This is a genomic window from Massilicoli timonensis, from assembly GCF_900199515.1.
GTDB lineage: Bacteria > Bacillota_I > Bacilli_A > Erysipelotrichales > Erysipelotrichaceae > Massilicoli > Massilicoli timonensis.
This window is the reverse complement of the sequence record NZ_LT963434.1, coordinates 712,279-730,715: the sequence shown is the minus strand read 5'-3', so window position 1 is coordinate 730,715 and position 18,437 is coordinate 712,279. Positions and strand designations below refer to the sequence as shown.

Here is an 18,437-nt window from a genome sequence, read left to right as displayed (position 1 = left end):
ATCAAAGCTCCCTTTCCGCGCTCTTTTTGGGCGCTGATTTTTTGTGTTCGGGTTTGGGCTGGCTTTTCAGCTGCTCCACAACGGACTTCTTCTTATCCCGGTCCTCCCGGTGAGCGGCGGCAGCCAGGTCCATCAGCGAAATAGGCTGGCCGCTGCGGGCCTGCTGTTCCAGCTGGGCCACCGTCGGTTCCTTGGAACCGTTGTTGAGAATCCCGTCGATCATGCCGTAATCATCTTCCACGGCCATCTCCGCATTTTTCAGCGGATTGTCCGGCAGGAAACCTGGCACCTCGGCAAAGCCGAAGCTGTCGCAGTAGTGACAGGATACCTTGCCGTCCCGCTTGATGGCAACAATGTCGCTGACACTCATAGACGGGTGGCGGTAGTCGGCGGGGTGTTCGTTATTGAAGCGGTATTCGAGATTGTCCAGCACGCTGCCTTTCAGGTCGCCGGGGGCCAGCGGCGCGGTGTAGACCAGATCATAATTGTCCCGCTGCACCGTGCGTCCGATGGACTTGATCCATTCCAGCCCCTCATAGCGGATGTCCCGCAGCTCATCGGTGTGCTTCACCTGGTAGATGGCAAAGCAGTCGCCCTTGTGGCCGAGGAACGCCTGTTCCCGTTCCTGCTGGTGATCCATACGCTCCTTAACCTGGGCATCGAAAGCCGGGCTTTCCTCCCATTCCTCGCGGGTGACGGCGAAGATCCCGTCATGGGCGTCCAGGTCAGTGGTATCAAAAGCCATCGCCGGATTCTCGCCCTGCTGAACCATGTAAACGGTCAGGTCCTGCGCCATCAGCTCATAGGCGCGTTCTTTAGAGAGGGGCAGAAGGTCCCCGTCCAGATAGCCGCATTTCTCCAGATCGTCCTGGGTCAGCGAGGGGTCGGGCATAGGGTATTCGTCCAGGTGCTGTTCCGGGGCGTCCGGCAGCATGGTAGTTTCCGGCGTGGTGGCTTGGGCCGCTGTCTGCATCTGCTGGACAGCCGCCTCCTGCAAAGTTTCGATCATGTTCAGTGGCGCATACTGAATGTTCTGGCCACCCAAGTCGTACATCTCACAGATTTTCAGAGCGGCGGTGGACAGAGGAAGCTCCGGGGCGTCCAGCTGGCCGCCGTCCAACTGCTTCCTGGTGGCGGCATCGTAGAGTGTGTAGTCCCAGCCGGTGTTGCAGGACTGAACATGAAGATAGGTGGCATCATCAACCAGCAACAGGGCCTCCTGGGCTTCGGCGCTGGGAGTAGGTGCGTCGGGTGTTTCTTCTGCGGGCTGCCGGGGTTCAGCCTGTTCCGGCTGGGCGGTCAGGTCAATGCCGCGCTCCTTGCAGATAACCTTATAATGCCGGTCAATATCAGAAATCAGCTCACCGGCCGCCTTGTTGATGGTCTCCAGACTGGCCCGCAGCTCCGGCAGCGTCTTGTCCTGGCTCCAGGTGGCGATATAGCCAAAGCTGTTGTCGGCAGTCTGGATGCCGTAATACTGGCAGACGGCGTAGGAAATGCTCTCGGCCTCCACCTCCTCGGTGTTGCGGTTCTTGACAGCCTGTTTCACCGCCGTCAGATCTTTCTCCACCTCCAGCCGCCACTCAAACTGATTTTCGTCCACATAGCGCCAGTCATCCTCGGCGGCGGCCTGTTCCGCCTCTGCTTCGGTGGCGAAGTCCAGGCGATAATCGTGCTTGACACCGCCCCCACTCACCATCACGATTTTCCAGGTCGGCTCCGCCTCATACTTTTTGGGGTCGTGCAGCTTGCTGTGGGCGATCTCATGGACGGCGGCGGAAACGGTCTGTACCTCGCTCATGCCCTCCCGGATGGCGATGCGCTGCCGGTCCGGCGAGAAATATCCGTCCATGTTGGCAGCCATCGGCTCCACAGAGAGCGGCACCGGCGCGGACCGGCGCAGGGCCTCCATGAAAGCCTCATAGTTCTGGACGTTCCCGGAAAGGGTGGACGCCAGCTCCGGCAGGGGCTTGCCGTCCGTCTGGCTCACATCGAACACCTTGACCGGGCGGAACATGGGAATCTCAACTTCCCGTTCCTCCATGATGACCTTGCCATCCTGATCCAGCATAGGTGCCTTGGTGTCCGGGTCCAGCTTCTGTTCCTCGATTTTCTTCTTATATGGTGTCGGGGCAATGATGGTGATTCCGTGTTCACCGCGCTTCACATGGCGCTCAAACTGATTTTTCCACTTGTTGTACCCGGCCACCAGCGTGGCGTCCGGCTTCTGCATATAGATGAGCATGGTGTTGTTGACAGAGTAGCGGTGGAACCGGGACATCACGGACAGGTAGCGCATATACTTTTCGCTCTCGAACAGCTCTTTAATGCCCTGCTCGATGCCTGCCGTGATCTGTTGCAGCCGTTCCCGGTTGGTGGGTTTGTCAGCCATGATTTTCACTCTCCTTTCTATGGCCGAAAGTTCAGTGGTGTGTTCTGCGATCCACTGGTCCTGTTCCTCGGTACTGCTGTCGAGAAAAGTGTCCAGCAGATAGCCTATGTACTCTTTTTTCTGAACAGCCTCCAAAAAGCGCGGGTGCGGGTCCTCGTCCGGCGTCCTGGGGGAATAGTCGGTCTCCCATTTTCGGAGCAGGTGGTAGTAATCCGCCAGAACGCGCCAGGCGTGTTCCCGATTTTCTTTCCTTGCCTGCGCCTCGGATTTCTGCCGGACATGGTTTCGCCGGATCGGGGCCTTGCTGTCATAAGAAAGGCCAAAATCCTGGGCCAGCTTTTCAGCGGCCCCCTTGGGGGACAGGTCATAGAGCCGGGCGGTGAAGTCGATCACATCGCCGTCTGCGCCGCAGCCAAAACAGTGGAAACGGGTGTCCACCTTCATGCTGGGGTGGCGGTCATCGTGGAAGGGGCAGCAGGCCATACCGCCGCGCCCCACTGCGATGCCGTAAAGCTCCGCCGCCTCTCTGGCGGTGACGGACTGTTTTACGACTTCAAAGACGCTCTCGCCCATGCTTACTTGCCGCCCGCTTTCGGGACGGGTGGTTTGTACCCGGCGGCCTTGGCCCGTTCGCTGGCGGCCTTGCGGCGCTCGGCGCTGTACGGCTCCCGCACCGATACGCAGCGTTTGGGCACCGTAAAGGTCTGACGGTCCTTTTTCACGATCTGGTCCGGGTATTTTTCCGCCAGCCGCCGCAGCTTTTCCAGCAGGCGCGGGTCGTGGGAATAGACCTCGGCGGTGGCCTCGGCCTGGTTGTAGAGGATAATCGTTTCCTGTTCATACAAACTCAGTTTCATTTGCCGCCGCCTTTCTGCCGGTCAAATTCCAGCTTGAAGTTGACGTACTGGCCGGTATCTTCCAGCACCACGGTGGCGTCGTAGGTCTTGCCGCTTTTCTCGGAGTACAGCCCGGTCACATGGGCGCGGCCATCTTTCAGCAGCGCCGCCACAATGGCCTTGGTGGGTTGTTTGCGCTTCGCTGCCCACCAGTTGTTGTTCTTCCAGATCGCAAATTTGCAAGATTGGTCCTGACAGAAGAAGCCTTTTTGCATTTCTGCAATTTCACCGCCGCAGCGGGGGCATTTGCCCACCACCTCGCGGGGCGGGGCAAACAGGTACTCGCTGCCCTTGATGACCTGATAAGTTCCCACCAGCTCCTTCAGCATGGCGGTGATCTCAGCCATGAAGTCCTCCGGGGCCAGCTCGCCGCGCTCGATCTCGCCCAGCCGGTACTCCCACTCAGCGGTCAGCAGTGGGGATTGCAGTTGCTCCGGCAGGACGGTAATCAGGGAAATGGCATCGTGGGACGGCAAAAGCTGCACGGTTTTCTTGCTCTTTTTGCGTTCCAGGAAGCCGGTGGACACCAATTTCTCTAAAATTCCGGCGCGGGTGGCGGGGGTGCCCAGCCCCTTGCGCTCGGCGTCCTCCGGCATATCGTCTTTTCCGGCAGTCTCCATCGCAGAGAGTAAGGTATCCTCAGTGAAGTGCTTGGGCGGGGTGGTCTTGCCCTCCTTGACGGCGGCACCGGCAACCGGCAGCGCCTGGCCCTCGGTTAGTTCCGGCAGGGCCTTGTCCTCGGAATTGCCGTCCGGTTCCACATTTTTCATGCTGGCCCGGTAGGCGGCGTCCAGCGCCCGCCAGCCGGGCTGCTTCACCGTGCGGCCTTTGGCGGTAAACTCCGCACCAGCGCAGTCCACAACAACGGCGGTTTCTGCAAAGTTATAGGGCGGGGCCACCGCGCACAGCAGCCGCAGCGCCACCAGCTCCAGAATGGCCCGTTCACCCACCGGCAGAGCGGACAGATCCGCCTCGCGGATGTTCCGGGTGGGGATCACCGCATGGTGGTCGGTCACTTTCTTGTCGTGGATGACCGCCGCCGCATCGCAGGAAATGGCGATGCCTTTGCGAAACGGCATGGCGTTGGCGACCAAATTCACCAGCACCGGCAGGCCCTCGGCCATGTCGGAGGTCAGGTAGCGGCTGTCCGTCCGGGGATAGGTGCAGAGCTTCTTTTCATAGAGGTTTTGCAGGTAGTCCAGTGTCTGCTGCGCCGTGAACCCCAGCAGGCGGTTGGCGTCCCGCTGGAGAGTGGTGAGGTCATAGAGGGCAGGCGGCTTCTCGGATTTGTCCCTGCGCTCCACCTGCTTGACCGTCACCGTACCGCCCTGGCAGGCAGTTTTCAGCTGTTCGGCATCGGCTTTTTTGTCCATGCGGGCGCTGGCAGCGGTAAAACCGGGCAGGTCCAGAGCCACAGAATAGAACGGCACCGGCTTGAAGGCGTCGATCTCTGCCTCCCGCTGGACGATGAGGGCCAGCGTCGGGGACATGACCCGCCCGATATTGAGGGTGCGGTGGTACAGCACCGAGAACAGTCGGGTGGCGTTGATACCCACCAGCCAGTCGGCCTTGGCCCGGCAGAGGGCCGCCTGGTGCAGCCCGTCATAGTCCGCGCCGGGGCGCAGGTTGGCAAAGCCCTCCCGGATGGCAGAATCCTCCATGCTGGAAATCCACAGCCGTTTCATGGGCTTCTGGCAGCCCGCCAGGCAGTAGACCGTGCGGAAAATCAGCTCGCCCTCGCGCCCGGCGTCGCAGGCGTTGACTACCTCGGTCACGTCCTCCCGCCGCAGCAGGGTGCGCAGCACATCGAACTGATCCCGCTTGTCTTTGGCGATGGTGAAGCGCCAGGACTCCGGCAAAATGGGCAGGTCATCATAGCGCCACTTGGCGTAGTCGGGGTTGTAGGTGGCGGCGTCCGCCAGCCCGGCCAGGTGCCCCAGGCACCAGCTCACCAGCCAGCCGCCGCCCTCCAGGTAGCCGTCTTTGCGGGTAGCAGCGCCCAGCACGGCGGCCAGGGATTTTGCCACAGAGGGCTTCTCAGCGATCACCAATCGCATCTTCCTCTACCTCCATTTCTTCGTTGGATTTTTTCAGTTTTCTGGAAACGCTGTTGCCATCGTCCAGAAGGCAGTCATAACCGACGTTGTAATCATAGCGGTACAGCTTTCCCAGCAGGTCGTTGATGATGACACGGCAGGCCAGCAGCACCCGCGTCTTATCCACCTGCATGAGCTGGTAACGGCGGTAATCGCTGAAATATTCCTCGCGCAGATGTGTCCGGGCGGCGGTTTCCTCCATCAGAATGTCGATCACGTCCTTGTCGCCGTCCTCTTTCGCGCCCTCGGCATAGTTCAGCATCTCCATCACCATCGGGAAGCTCTGCTCATCCATCGGGGCTTCCTCTTTGAGATAGCCGATCAAGGCGCGGAACAGGAACCGGGCCGCTGTCTGCTCCGGCTCGGTCAGAGCGGAAAGGGTTTCCTGCCCGCTGGGTAGAAGTTTGTTGCAGACAAAATCGTGGACCTCGCCGCGGAACAAGTGGCGGATGGCGTCGATGGACAGCGCCGGTTTGGAGGTGTCTGTATCGTCCTCCACTTTGTAGATTTCAAATTCTTCTTCGTCTGTCTTTTTGCGCACCTTGGCGAGCGCCGTGCAAACGATGTCGCCGCCAAAGTAGACGCCGAAGCAGATCAGGTCGAACACAATGAGAAATTGGATAAAATAATTCATTTTGCTTTTCTCCTTTCGCGCAGCCACGCAGTCAGTTCTTTGTGGCAGAAGCCCACGCAGGGCTGGCCGGGGCGGTAGGTTCCGCAGCCATAGCAGGGGTGGCCGGGAGATAAAGAGGGAGGACGGGAAGCTGCCTTCCCGCCCTCCGGCCTGCGCGTCATCATGGGTTCATAAGGGCTGTCGGTGAACCGGGTCATTTGGCCGGGTTCTCGCTTTCCTCATCGCCGCCCCCGCCGGCGTCCTCCGGCTCGTCAGATTCCTCGGTCTCCCAAGGGTCCTCGTCCTCCTGTTCGGTATCGTCCTCGCCGTAGTCGTAATCATCCAGGTTGTCGCTGCCCTTGGTCTTGGGCTTCTGCTTGATGAATTTGAAGTAGACCAGCGCACCGATGCCGCCCAGCACAGCCAGCACCACCAGCAGCATCGCCGGGTTCAGCCCTGCCGGTTCCTGTTCCGGCTCCGGCTCTGTTTCCGGGTCAGGGGTGGGTTCCGGCTCCTGGCCCGTACACTCTGCCATATTCACGGCGCACACCGGGCAGGCCGTATTCACCGCACCGGCGGCGCACTTTTCCGTGCAGTTGCAGACGGCGGGCGTTTCCTCCGCCGTCTCGCCGTCCTCCATCAGCGCCTCCAGGTCGGCCTCGTCCACCTGGTTCAAGAAGTGGACGGCGGTCTCCTTGTCCTCGTTGGCGCGGTCAATGAGGATGTAAAAATAGTTACCCGCCTTGGTGGTGACGGTGATGAGCTGCTTGTTGCCGCCAAAGTCATCCACCAGGGCGGCGTTGCCCTCCGGGGTCAGGGCGGGGCTGTCCTCGGTTTCCTCCACCACCACGTTGCTGTCGTTGGTGGCGTCCGCCGCCGGTGTGGCCGTGGGCGCAGGGTCAGTGCCCTGGGCAAAGGCGGTCACAGAGAAGCCGCCCATCAGCATCAGGCAGGTGCAAAGGGCGGCAAAGGTTCTGAAAATCTTTTTATTCTTCATGGGTCATTTCCTCCTGTTCGGGATTGGCAGAACCCACCGCCCGGCCGGGCACCATGCCGCCAGACAGCATGGCGGACAGCTGGGCCGGGGTCATACGCAGGGCGCGCACCATCTGGACGATCTCCAGGTTCTCCGCCTCGGTTTTCTGCGCTTCCAGGTCTTTCAGCTTTTCCTGCTGTTCCGCGATCTTCTCGCGGGTTTTGGCGATCTCCTGGTCGATGCGCTCGATTTTGTTTTTAGCCATAGTCAAATCACTCCTATTCTTCATAAAAATTTGTCACCAGTTCATCAAGCCGTAGCCCTTGATGCACTCGTAGGTCAGGGAATAACTCTTGATTTTGCAGGCGTCGCCGGAATTACCCTCTACGGTGTAAACCCGGCTGCCGTCGGTGCCCACTACGATGCCCACATGGTCGGCGCTGCCATCCAAGTCCCAATCGAAGAAGATAGCGTCGCCTGGGGCGATGTTGGCGTAATCCCGCCCGCCCCATTGTCCGTGCGACTGGAACCAGGGGATGCCCTGGGACTGGCAGGCGGCAAAGCGCGGCTCGGAAAGGCCCATCTGGCCGTAACACCAGGACACGAAGCAAGCGCACCACTCCACGCGGGAATTAAAGCCGTACCAGCTCCAATAGGGCTGGCCGCCCACGTTGCCCACCTGGCTTTTGGCGATGTCCACCACCGCCTGATTGCCGGGCCGGGTGCCGTTGACAAACTCCACACCGGCCAAACTCTCGGAATCGCTGGTGTCGGCGGACCCGCCGCCGAAGATCAGGGGCTTGTTGCCCAGCGTCTGCCGGTACACCTGGTACATTTCCAGCTGATCCGGCGTCAGCAGCTCCAACGCCACGGAGGAGATGGGCTTGCTGGTGAGGGTCACATTTAAGATGTAGTAGTTGTAGGGCACTTCCACGTCATACTCGTTGCCCTCGCTGTCTGTCCGGGTCTCGGTGCGGTAGCGCACCTCCACTTCCTCGGTCAGCGTCAGCTGGTATTGGGCCGCGAAAATGCGTTCCAGCTCCGCCTGGGCGCTTGCCCGCGTGTAGCCTTGCAGCACAGCGGACAGGTAGGCCGCCAGCTCGTGGGGGTCGTGGCCGATCATATCCAGGTCATAGCGGTACTCGTCATAGCCGGGGTGGCTGCTCTCGATGTTGTCGATCTCGGCTTGCAGCGCGGCCTCCTTGGCGGCGTAGTCGGCCTCCACCGCCACCAGCTCCGGGTCATCGGAGGGGTAGGTGGTGCCGGAGATCGCCGAACCGATGCTCTGCGCCATCATGGAACAGGAGGACATGGTGTTGAGCAGCAGGCAGACCAGCAGGAAAATCGCCAGCACGATGCCGAAGCCCTTTTTGTGGCGCATCACATAGGCCCCGGCCTGCTGGGCTTTCTCCTTGACCGTCTTGGCCGCCTTGCCGGTCTTTTGGGCGGCACCGGCGGCGCTCCCGCCGAACTGTGCGGCCCGTTTGGCGGCGGCGTACTGCTTCTTGATCTGCTGTTTCTGCTGCCAGCGGGACAGCGGGTTGCTGGCTGCCGCAGGGTTTTCATAGACAGACTTCTGGAACAGCGCCTCGATGTTGGCTTTTTCCAGCTTCCGCTCGGCCTGGGCGGCCTTGCGGTAAGGTTTCAGTTTGTGGCTGCGGTAGCCCTCCCGGACCAGATGCACGCCGGTCTCTACGGCTTCCTCGGACTTGTGGGCGCTCTCCACGCCCACGTTATCGTCCTCGGTCTTGCGGATCTCCTGATGGAGCTTACCCGCCACCGCGTTGCCCGGCGCGTCCCGCACCGTATGGGACAGTTTGGAGGGCGGCCGGGGCTTATCCTCCAGCACCAGCTTGGTCGTGACCTTGCCGGTCTTGGGGTCCACCTCGGCCCGCTTGACCTGCTTTTTCGGGATTTTTGCCTGCACCTTATCCGCTTTGGCGGCAGCCTTTTCCGCCTTGCGGATGGGCTTTTCCAGCGCCGGGTCCGCCCGTTCTTCCTCCGTGAAGCGCAGGCGCGGTTCCTTAATCAAACCATTCCCCCAGCATGAGGGAGGCCGCCATGCTGGAAAGCTCCGCATAGGCCGCCAGCCCCAGCGGACCCACGAAGCGGCACTCGGTCAGGCAGGCGTAGAGCTGGGCCACTACGTCGGCCAAAATCTGGACCTCGGTGCCCTCCAGCACAGTCTCACCGGCCTGCCCGCGCTGGACCTTGGCGGCGCACAGAATCTCCACCAGCCGCAGCAGGCCGGTCTCGCCGGTCTCGGTCAGTTCAGCGGCCTGATCCGCCGCCGTGCGGCACTCGGAAACAGCGTCCGCCATCGCCGTCAGGAGCGCGGTGCGCTGGGTTTCCAGCGCCCGGTCCAGAAACATCATGTGGTCGTTATGCAGAATTTCGGGTTTCATCGTCTATCAGCCTCCTTCATTTCCTGGGGTTTGGTCGTCATAATGCGATACAGTTCGGTGTTTTTCGGGAAGTGATCCACAAAGGGCAGAATCGTGGAGCCGTAGAACAGCAGCCCCTCGCCCTCGCCGGAGTGGGTCACATAGGACAGCTGGTGCGGGGAAATGCCCAGCTGCCGGGCCAAAATCTGCCGGTCACCGCCCGCCTGGTTGAGCATATACACGAAGTCGGAGTTTTCAAAGATGTTCTCCACCTCGCGGGAAGAAAGCAGGTCCTTGACGTTCTGCGTAATCCCGGTCGGGATTCCGCCCCACTTTCTGAACCGCTTCCAAATCTCCACCGTGTAGGCGGCGGTCTGTTCCTCTTTCAAGAGCAGGTGCATCTCGTCGATGTAGTAGCGGGTGGACTTGTGAGCGGCCCGGTTGATGGTGACGCGGTTCCACACCTGGTCCTGCACCACCAGCATCCCGATCTTTTTGAGTTGCTTCCCCAGTTCCTTGATGTCATAGCAGACAATGCGGTTGTTGATGTCCACGTTGCTGCGGTGGTTGAACACGTTGAGGGAGCCGGTGACGTAGATTTCCAGCGCCGTGGCGATGTACTGCGCCTCTTTCTCATCCTGCACCCGCAGCAGGTCGTACAGGTCCTCCAGAATGGGCATATTCTCCGGGCGCGGATCGTTGAGGTAGTCCTGATACACCAGCCGCACACAGCGGTCAATGATGGTTTTCTGCACCGGCTGCAACCCGTCCTTGCCGCCCACGATCAGCTCGCACAGCGACAGGATAAAGTCGGATTTCAGGGACAGCGGGCTTTCATCGTCCGAATAGTCCAGGTTCAGGTCCATCGGGTTGATGTAGTTGGTGGAGGTGGGCGAAATCTTGATGACCTGCCCGTGCAGGCGCTCCACCAGCGGCGCGTACTCGGCCTCCGGGTCGCAGATGATGACATCATCCGAAGTCAGCAGGAAGCAGTTGGCGATCTCGCGCTTGGCGCTGAACGATTTGCCGCTGCCCGGCGTGCCTAAAATCAGGCCGTTGGGGTTTTTCAGCAGCTTTCGGTCCACCATAATGAGGTTGTTGGACAGGGCGTTGATGCCGTAGTACAGCGCCTCTTTTCCGTTTTGAAAAAGCTCCTGGGTGGTGAACGGCACGAAGATGGCGGTGGAGCTGGTAGTCAGCCCCCGCTGAATTTCCACCTGGTTCAGCCCCAGCGGCAGAGAGGACATCAAGCCTTCCTCCTGCTGGAAGTCCAGCCGGGTCAGCTGGCAGTTGTACTTCTGCGCGATGGAGCTGGCCTGGAAGATGTTGTTGCCCAGCTGGCGGGGATTGTCCGCCGTGTTCAGCACCAGGAACGTCACCAGGAACATCCGCTCGTTGCGGCTTTGCAGGTCCTGCAACAGCTTCTTGGCCTCGGCCCCGTAGGTGGCAAGGTCAGAGGGGATGATGTCCATGTCATACCCGGCGCGGACGGCCTTTTTCTGTTCCTCGATCTTGCTGCGGTCCAGGTCGGTGATCTTGCGCTTCACCGTCTTGATGGCCTTCACCTGGTCCACCGACTGGATGTGCAGATTGACGATGAGGGAACTTTCCATATCGAGAAAGTCCGCCAGCATACGGTCATTCAGTTCCGGGGCCAGAATCTGCACGAAGCTGACAGCCCCGTACTTCTTTCCCATGCGGAACTGCTTGCCGGTACGGAACTCGAAGCCGGACGGGGCGATAAAGTCTTTGGTGGAAAGGCCGCTGGGGGCCAGCCAGTCCCACTCGAACTGGAACGGCGCCTGCTCGTCCATGTGGAAGATGGCGTGGAGCTGGGCCAGCCGGGCTTTGCCGTCCAGGACCTCGGCGGCCACGCCCAGCCGCTTGAAGTTGTTCAGCACATCAGTCTCGATGCGCTCCAGACGGGGCTTGGCGGAGCGGATGCTGTCGGCCTCGATGGAAAAGGTCAGGTACTTGGTCTTGATGAGACCGTTGTTGCCCCGCGCCAGCTGATTTTGCAGCATCTGCGTGTACTCCACCCGGATGGGGTCAAAGTCATCCCCCTGAGCCGGGATGGTGATGCTGTTGGCGAAGGTCTCCTGGGACGCCGCCAGGTTCAAAAAGGACAGCTGGAAACGGATGGAGCTGTCAAAATAGTTGAGAAAATCACACCATCCCTCGAAGATGGCGGTCTTGTCCTCGTTCTGGCTCAGCTGGTAGTTGATGTCCTGGAACTGGATGGTCTTGGTGTAGCGGCCATCCGCCACCTTGCAGATGCCGTCCGGCCACATCCGTTCATAGGGGATGCTGTCCTGGGCGGACTGTTCCTTTTTGCCTGTGCGGTTGGCGCAGGCAATCGCTGCCTCGATCTGTTTTCGTTCGACGCGGGTCAGCTTACGCCGGGGTTTGGTCTGCGGCTCTGCCGGTTCGGCCTGCCGCTTTGTCTTTGCCGCGAACAATGTCATACACCTCCTTGTCGAGATTTGCCTGCCGCTCCAACACGGCATAGAAGTTGTTGGTGCGGTAGGGGCGCTGCTTGGGCCGGATGACGGCCACCTTGAGGATGTTGCCGATGATCTTTTCCAGGGGCTGGCCGTGTTTTTCATACATCGCCAGCATGAAGAAGGGCAGCATGACGAGCATCATGCACATGGCCGCCACGCTGTTGCCAGCAGGACCCCGGAGCAAAAAGAAAAGCGGCACGCCGATGAGCGCCCCGCAGCCGAAGCAGACAAGCTGCCTCTTGGTCAGGTTGAATGCGACCTTGGTTTTGACTTTCGTCAGGTCTTTGGGTACGGGTACATAAGCCATACGTTTTTCCCTCCTTTACGGAAATTCGATAGAGCTATTTACTTCATTGCCCCAAACGTCCCATCCAGGAGAGGCTTGGCGGGCAAACAGCTCAATTCTCGGCAAATCGCCCATTAGTTCCAAAATGCGATCTCTCACAATATCAGGTTTCTTGCTGTGTTGCTCAATAGGTGCAAAAACCAGCTGCCGGACACTGGCATTCTTCCTTTTGGGTTTTCCTTTCACAGCCAACAGACAAATCTCTGCATTGCTTCTTGTCCACCAGCCAAGCCCTAAGAAGAATCCCTTGCCGGATTTATTTTGCTTGAGCCAGACAAACGCAACCGTTTTGAAGGTGAATCCCCACGCTTTAATGAGGTTCAACGCTTCCGGCAATTTGGGAAAAGTACACCATAAAAATAAAACACTGGTATCAGCAGCCAGCGTAGATACCGGAAGTTGGTACAGCTGTTCGTCCGACATGGTTGGGTAATGATTTTGGGCTGCCCCCTGCACCTTGCCGCTGCGGTAGCTCCAGGGCGGGTCTGCATAAATAATCTGATATTTTCCCATGCGGAAGCCTCCTCAGTGCGCTTGAAACACTGCTTTGGCGAGACTGCCGGTCTTGAACAGCGTGAAGCAAAGCAGCACCGTGTAGCCCACGCAGGTCCAGATTGCCATGATGATGTCATCCTCGGTGGCGATGTTCTGCACCAGCACGGCGTAGATCGCCACACAGACGATAATCAAAAACGCCTGGAAGCCCAGCGCCAGCAGGCTGCGCAGGTAGTTCTGGCCCATGCCGCCCCATTCCTTGCCCATCATGGTGGCCATCGGGATGGGGGCCACCGACGTGACAAGGTAAATTTCGATCATGCGGCCATAAATGACAATAAAAATGCAGATATACAGCGCCCACATGGTGATGCCAATAAAGAGCGACTGGAACCACAGGCCGAACAGCGGCCCCAGGTCCATATCCATCAGCCGGGACTCCATATCGGTCATGACGGCGGAGATGTCGATGGAAGCGTCCGAGCCGATGATGCCGGACGCCTGGGCCACCACGCTTTGGGCCATGTCGAACACGCCCATGACGAGGTTCCAGGTGTTGGTGACCAGCAAAATCGCGGCGGCGGATTTGAACATCCACTTGAAGATCATCCAGGTGTCCACATCATGCAGGTTGTTACGGTCGGTTATCATCTGGATCAGCTCCAGCGTCATCACGATGGCCAGGATCACGCCTGCAATCGGCACCATGATGGAGTTGGAGAGGCTCTGGATCATGTTGAAAATGTCGCCGTTCCAGCCCTGCGGGGTCTGGCCCACCTGTACGGATATATCCGCGACCTGCTGGTTCACGCTGTCGAACATCCCCGTTAAGTTTCCCATGATACCGCCCACCAGCATTTCTTTCAGCCAGTTGGTCAGGGCATCCAATAAGAAATCCATACGGTGTCAGCCTCCTTTCTGCCCCTCCCGCGCACAGCGGGAGGGGGCGAGGATTTCAGCGGGAAACGATCAGACGGTGAACAGGCCGGACAGCAGGGGCACCAGCACCATGCCGACGATGGCGACGCCCGCGCCGGCCATGAGCTGTTTCATGCCCTGCGATTTCGCACCGGGGTTGTCGTTGCCATAGCCTTCCAGCAGGTTGATGACACCCCACACGCCGAGACCGGCACCGAGGGCGATAACGAGGGTCTGGAGAACGGTAATTGCCTGATTGAAAAATTCCATAAATAAAGTTGGCCGGAATCAGTTTGAAAAAGATTGATTAGTTATGGTTCATAGGCATACAAAAGCCGGACAATCCGCCGCCCGGTTTCCGGGCTGGCTGACTCCGGCCTTCCTCCTTTTTCATTATTTTTGATAGAGATCGTCCGCTTTGTACGCCGATGGCCCCAGCGGGGCGGTTGTGGCGGATAGATACGATCACTCCCTTCTAAAGCGGAACATCATTCGCCAGCTGCGGCGTCGATCTCATACACGTCGCAGACCTGGTTGGTTTTGAGCTTCAGCCGGGCCTTGAGATAACCTTCGATGTCAAAGGCGTTCTTCGGGTCAGCGTCAGCGGTGTACTTGTAGTTGGGGTGCTGGGTGATGTCGTACTTGTCCGACAGGAAAGGCCGCACCCCGCGCAGCTGGAGGATGCACTTGCCGCCGTCCATGACGGCCAGCTCATCCTGGCTCATCAGCGCCTTCCCCAATTTTTGATAGTTGAGCGAGTGGGAAGTCTCCCGCCCACGGCTCTCGCCGGTGTTGTAGGTGTCGATGGTCTCTTTTCCCAGCACGGCCTCCAGCTCCTTGAGGGTGGTCGGCTCCTTGCCGCCCAGGAAGATGGAGGAATCCATGTTGCCGATGATGGTATCCGCGTTGTCCTTGTAGATGGCCTTGAGCTGGCTCTGTGCCTGCAAGACCAGGCAGGCGGAAATCTCCCGGCTTCGGATGGTGGCGACCAGCTTTTCCAGTTTTGGGATTTGCCCAATGTTGGCGCACTCGTCGATGAGGCACCGCACATGAACCGGCAGCCGCCCGCCGTACACATCGTCGGCCTTTTCACAGAGCAGGTTGAAAAGCTGGGTGTAGCACATGGAGATTAAAAAATTAAAGGAATCGTCCGTGTCACTCATAATCAAAAACAGCGCCGTCCGGCGGTCGCCCAGGGTGTCCAGCTCCAGCTCGTCGTAGGACGTGACCTCCCGCAACTCCGCAATGTCGAACACCGCCAGCCGTGCGCCGCAGCTCACCAATATGCTCTTAGCGGTTTTGCCCGCGGCCAATTTATATTTGGCATATTGCCGCACCGCGAAGTGGTTGGGGTCCCGCTCTTTCAGCTCATCGAACATCAGGTCCACGGCGTTTTTGAACTCCTCATCGTCCTCCCGGACCTCCATGCTGTTGATCATCTCGATGAGGGTGGAGAAGTTCTGTTCCTCCACCGGGGCCTCATAGTGGATGTAGCCGATCAGCGCGCAGTACAGCAGCGTTTCCGCCTTGACCCAGAAATCGTCCCCGGCCTTGCCCTCTCCCTTGGTGTTGGCGATCAGCGTTGTCACCAGCTTCAAGATGTCCTTCTCCGAGTGGATGTAGCTGAAGGGGTTATAGTGCATGGACTTTTTGAAGTTGATGGTGTTCAGCACCTTGATCTGGTATGGCTCATACACGATTTTGCCGTGTTTGTCCTTCACCGGCTTGCCGTCCTTGCCCAGCTTGGGCGCACCCCGCTGGAGCATTTTGCCGCACTCCACCAGGATGGTGCCCTTGGGATCGGTAACGACGTAGGAGCTGTGCATCTGCATCAAATTCGGCTTGAGCCAGAAGCGGGTCTTGCCGGAACCGCTGCCGCCGATGACCAGCACGTTCTTGTTGCGGGCATACTTGGGGTTCTTGGGACGGCTGGACATGGTAAGCCGCTCGGTCTGGGTCAGAATGACGTTATTCTGGAACACCGGGTCGATGTAGGGGGCAATATCCTCATGGGTGCCCCATCGGGCCGAACCATACTCCACGTTGTGGCGGTATTTTTTGGCGTTCTTGCCTTTCAGATACACCGCCAGCCGCAGGCCAGCGCCGCAGCAAAGCCCCACCAGCAAATCCAGCGGGTGCAGGCTGGGCCACCAGCTCTCCAGCGCCACCGGCAGGGTGGAGAAGAATGAGAGCATCTTGGCAGACGCATCCGCGCCGGTCGCCAGCCGCCAGGCTTCCCCCAGGTTGGTTGCGAACAGGCCCAGCAGGAAGTAGGGCAGGTTCAGCAGAACCAGCTTTTTGATATTCAGCTGCTTCATCGTTCCAGCTCCTTCCGGCGGCTGCGGTCCACCACGGTATTTTTGAGCAGCTCCTTGAACTGGGCCAGTTTTGCCAGCACGGAGGGGCGCTCGCTGCGGTCGGCCTTCTTGACCTTTTTCTGGGTGTATTCAGAAAAAGCAGCGGTCAGCGCGTCGGCGTCCCGGCCCTTGAAGAAGATCAGATACTTGGGCGGCGAGGCGCTGCGGTCCTTTTTCACCGCATAGTCCACGCCGTACTTGCGGGCGATGCGCTCAAAATCCTTGATGGACGGGTCGTTGATCTCGATGTTGGAGACGCCCTGGTTCTGCCCGATGAGCTGCTTCACGGTCTGCTTGCCCTTGGGGGTGACGGGGGAATCCCGGCCGCGCTGCTTTTCCAGCTTTTTCTCCCTGCGGTGGGCCATGTACTTGGATATGGCGGCCTTGAACAGCCGCCCGGTGAACTTTGTCCCGCTGACGATCAGCGTCAAAGTCCTGTTTTCCACTTCCTCCTGCATAGGTCATCGCCTCCTTTCCACGGATTTTGCAGGGGTGGCGCTTGATACTAAGGCGGGACCACCAGCCGCCGCAGCAGATACCGGCCTGTCATACCGTCACCAGGATCAGCGATCGCAGTTCCGCAAAGTGCAGCTTGCCCTTGGGCGTCACCAGCGTGTAGGAGCCGGTGTGGCCGTTGCGGCAGAAATCCTTCACACAGAACAACCCCTCGTTGGCGCTCTTGGCGTAGGGCAGCACACAGCCAGAGGGGGTGCGGTAGACGTACCGGCGTTCCAGCAGAAAGCGGACGAAGCGCCGTTCCGGCACCTCCAGCTCCTTGGCGGTGGTGCGCAGGTTGGTGCTGTGCCGCAGGTCGATAAACAGGTCGTAGTAGACGGCCTTGCCTTGCAGCCGGGCGTTGTCCGCTTGCAGTGCCGCGTTTTTCTCACGCTCGGCCAGCAGGTCGGAGCAGAGCTTCAGCAGCGCCTCCGGCGAGGTGGCGACCTCCCACAGCTTTTCTCTGGTGAGGTAAGCTCCGTGCTGGCGGATGCTGGGCAGGACTTCATCGAACACCCAGCGTTCAAATCGCTCCGCCGAGGGCAGCTTGCTGTGGACGATGAGCCGGTAAACGTCGCCTTCGGGGATAAAGAGCATCTCCACCATCTGTACGGCGGGTGAGCCATCTGCCTTCTTGCCGGTCTGGACCCCTATGGAACATTTCGTTCCACAGCGGGTGTGGTCGCGGACGGCCTTACGGGGATTGGCATATCCCAAAGCAGTTGCTACATCCGTTCCGCAGAACAGCACCTTGCCGTCCTGCTCAAAAGTGCGGATGCTTCCAAACTCCGGGTTTTTGAAAATTTCCATCTGGTTCATATCGTGCCTCCTTGGGCGGTGCAGCAGAAAAGGCGGCCATTACCAGCCGCCTGCGTGCATATCGTGGTTGACCTGGGCCGTGTAGTGATTGTTCATGGTGGTGGGCGCGTTGAACAGCACGGTCAGCAGGTACTGCTTCATGTTGCGGACCTCGGTGGTGTTGTTGTGCAGGCACTCCATGACGAACTCGATGTGGGAGCTGTCCAGTTTCAAGAACCGGGACCGCACCACCTCATGGGGGAAGTCCGCCCCGGCGATCCGGGTGGTCTTACGCCTGGCGCAGACCGTTTCCACGATCAGCTCCACGATCTCGTCCAAATCCTCCCGGTAGGTGGCAAACTCCCGGCACAGGTGGTCGTACTCGATGTTCTCCAACACCAAATCCCGATAACTCTGCATTTCTTCCACCGACATTGCATCCCGTCCTTTCCGTTCCGGCGGCCTGGCCGCCGCAGTTTCCCGGAAGGGAATGGAATCGGTACTTGATCCCTGGGTATTTGATTTTTGGGTCTTTGATTTCTCTATATTTAATTCTGCGGGCTTTTCCGTATCCGGGCTATCCAGATACGGGTTTTCCGTATCTGGTGAAGCCGTATCCGGCTGGGGCTGCTCATAGATGACATACTCGGTGTCGCTGATGCGCCCCTGCCGGTCCCGCATCTGGTGGCGGACGATGTACCCGGCGGCTTCCAGCTCCCGCAGCGCCCCGCCGATGGCGTCCACGCCCTCCTTGCAGATTTTGGCGAGGCCGCGTGTGGTGTAGTTCCAGTCCTCCGGCAAGGACAGCATCATGGAAAGCAGCCCCTTGGATTTCAGCGACAGCGCCTTGTCGCGCAGGTGGTGGTTGCTCATAACGGTATAATCACGGGTCCGTTCAATACGAAAAACGGCCATTTCATCACTCCTTTCGGCATTCATGGCATGAAAAAAGCCGCAATCTTCAAAAAGACTGCGGCGGTCAGGTGCGGTCGTTCCGGCTGCGCCAGGAATACGGCGGCTTCGGCACAGGGGGCCGGGTAAAAACGTCCTGCGCGGTGCCGAAGGGCAGGCGCTGCATTACCTGGTCGATCTCGGTGCTTTCCATGTCATGCTGGGATTGGCAGTGTTCGCGGATGGCTTCTTCAATGTCTCTAACGGTACACATAG

General features: G+C 59.3%; 18 protein-coding genes. All 18 read right to left on the bottom strand.

Annotation, left to right across the window (positions count from 1 at the left end; genetic code table 11):
* Nucleotide 1: 1 nt before the first annotated feature.
* Entirely contained in the window at nucleotides 2-2,965 is a 2,964-nt protein-coding gene (locus tag C1712_RS05650; protein ID WP_102267566.1) for an LPD16 domain-containing protein, read from the bottom strand.
* A 2-nt stretch (nucleotides 2,966-2,967) separates the two neighbouring features.
* On the bottom strand, nucleotides 2,968-3,249 hold the full coding sequence (locus tag C1712_RS05645) for a hypothetical protein (RefSeq protein ID WP_054334841.1): 282 nt from the start codon (nucleotides 3,247-3,249) through the stop codon (nucleotides 2,968-2,970).
* Complete coding sequence (locus tag C1712_RS05640) at nucleotides 3,246-5,345, bottom strand: type IA DNA topoisomerase (RefSeq protein WP_002576342.1); 2,100 nt, start codon at nucleotides 5,343-5,345, stop codon at nucleotides 3,246-3,248. Before C1712_RS05640 ends, C1712_RS05645 begins: the two co-directional genes overlap by 4 nt.
* The gene (locus C1712_RS05635; RefSeq protein WP_102267564.1) at nucleotides 5,326-6,018 is read right to left on the bottom strand and encodes a conjugal transfer protein TraG; all 693 of its coding nucleotides are present in this window, start codon (nucleotides 6,016-6,018) and stop codon (nucleotides 5,326-5,328) included. Before C1712_RS05635 ends, C1712_RS05640 begins: the two co-directional genes overlap by 20 nt.
* A 193-nt stretch (nucleotides 6,019-6,211) precedes the next feature.
* The gene (locus C1712_RS05625) at nucleotides 6,212-6,994 is read right to left on the bottom strand and encodes a DUF4366 domain-containing protein (RefSeq protein WP_002576344.1); all 783 of its coding nucleotides are present in this window, start codon (nucleotides 6,992-6,994) and stop codon (nucleotides 6,212-6,214) included.
* Nucleotides 6,984-7,238 carry a DUF4315 family protein gene (locus C1712_RS05620; protein WP_002576345.1) on the bottom strand — a complete coding sequence of 85 codons (255 nt, stop codon included), beginning with the start codon at nucleotides 7,236-7,238 and terminating at the stop codon, nucleotides 6,984-6,986. Before C1712_RS05620 ends, C1712_RS05625 begins: the two co-directional genes overlap by 11 nt.
* Before the next feature lie 33 nt (nucleotides 7,239-7,271).
* Nucleotides 7,272-9,005 (bottom strand): C40 family peptidase, encoded by a 1,734-nt coding sequence (locus C1712_RS05615; protein ID WP_102267562.1) that lies wholly within the window; start codon nucleotides 9,003-9,005, stop codon nucleotides 7,272-7,274.
* Nucleotides 8,998-9,378 (bottom strand): DUF3851 domain-containing protein, encoded by a 381-nt coding sequence (locus C1712_RS05610; RefSeq protein ID WP_002576347.1) that lies wholly within the window; start codon nucleotides 9,376-9,378, stop codon nucleotides 8,998-9,000. Before C1712_RS05610 ends, C1712_RS05615 begins: the two co-directional genes overlap by 8 nt.
* Nucleotides 9,375-11,822 carry a VirB4-like conjugal transfer ATPase, CD1110 family gene (locus C1712_RS05605; RefSeq protein ID WP_102267560.1) on the bottom strand — a complete coding sequence of 816 codons (2,448 nt, stop codon included), beginning with the start codon at nucleotides 11,820-11,822 and terminating at the stop codon, nucleotides 9,375-9,377. Before C1712_RS05605 ends, C1712_RS05610 begins: the two co-directional genes overlap by 4 nt.
* Nucleotides 11,752-12,168, bottom strand: coding sequence for a PrgI family protein (locus tag C1712_RS05600; protein WP_007045884.1), 417 nt, complete (start codon nucleotides 12,166-12,168; stop codon nucleotides 11,752-11,754). The genes C1712_RS05605 and C1712_RS05600 overlap by 71 nt, the downstream gene beginning before the upstream one ends.
* Nucleotides 12,169-12,183: 15 nt before the next feature.
* The gene (locus tag C1712_RS05595) at nucleotides 12,184-12,720 is read right to left on the bottom strand and encodes an MT-A70 family methyltransferase (protein WP_087290320.1); all 537 of its coding nucleotides are present in this window, start codon (nucleotides 12,718-12,720) and stop codon (nucleotides 12,184-12,186) included.
* A 12-nt stretch (nucleotides 12,721-12,732) separates the two neighbouring features.
* Entirely contained in the window at nucleotides 12,733-13,602 is an 870-nt protein-coding gene (locus tag C1712_RS05590; protein ID WP_102267558.1) for a VirB6/TrbL-like conjugal transfer protein, CD1112 family, read from the bottom strand.
* 69 nt (nucleotides 13,603-13,671) lie between these two features.
* A complete protein-coding gene (locus tag C1712_RS05585) occupies nucleotides 13,672-13,890 on the bottom strand; it encodes a Maff2 family mobile element protein (RefSeq protein WP_007045882.1) in 219 nt (72 codons plus the stop codon).
* A gap of 218 nt (nucleotides 13,891-14,108) precedes the next feature.
* Complete coding sequence (locus C1712_RS05580; protein ID WP_102267555.1) at nucleotides 14,109-15,938, bottom strand: VirD4-like conjugal transfer protein, CD1115 family; 1,830 nt, start codon at nucleotides 15,936-15,938, stop codon at nucleotides 14,109-14,111.
* A complete protein-coding gene (locus C1712_RS05575) occupies nucleotides 15,935-16,435 on the bottom strand; it encodes a PcfB family protein (protein WP_102267554.1) in 501 nt (166 codons plus the stop codon). Before C1712_RS05575 ends, C1712_RS05580 begins: the two co-directional genes overlap by 4 nt.
* A gap of 88 nt (nucleotides 16,436-16,523) precedes the next feature.
* Nucleotides 16,524-17,291 (bottom strand): BRO family protein, encoded by a 768-nt coding sequence (locus tag C1712_RS05570; protein WP_102267552.1) that lies wholly within the window; start codon nucleotides 17,289-17,291, stop codon nucleotides 16,524-16,526.
* A 39-nt stretch (nucleotides 17,292-17,330) separates the two neighbouring features.
* Entirely contained in the window at nucleotides 17,331-18,185 is an 855-nt protein-coding gene (locus C1712_RS05565; protein ID WP_102267550.1) for a DUF6017 domain-containing protein, read from the bottom strand.
* Nucleotides 18,186-18,249: 64 nt separating this feature from the next.
* Nucleotides 18,250-18,375: a hypothetical protein gene (locus C1712_RS13105; protein ID WP_281254628.1), complete on the bottom strand. Its 126-nt coding sequence runs from the start codon at nucleotides 18,373-18,375 to the stop codon at nucleotides 18,250-18,252.
* Between the last annotated feature and the right edge of the window lie 62 nt (nucleotides 18,376-18,437).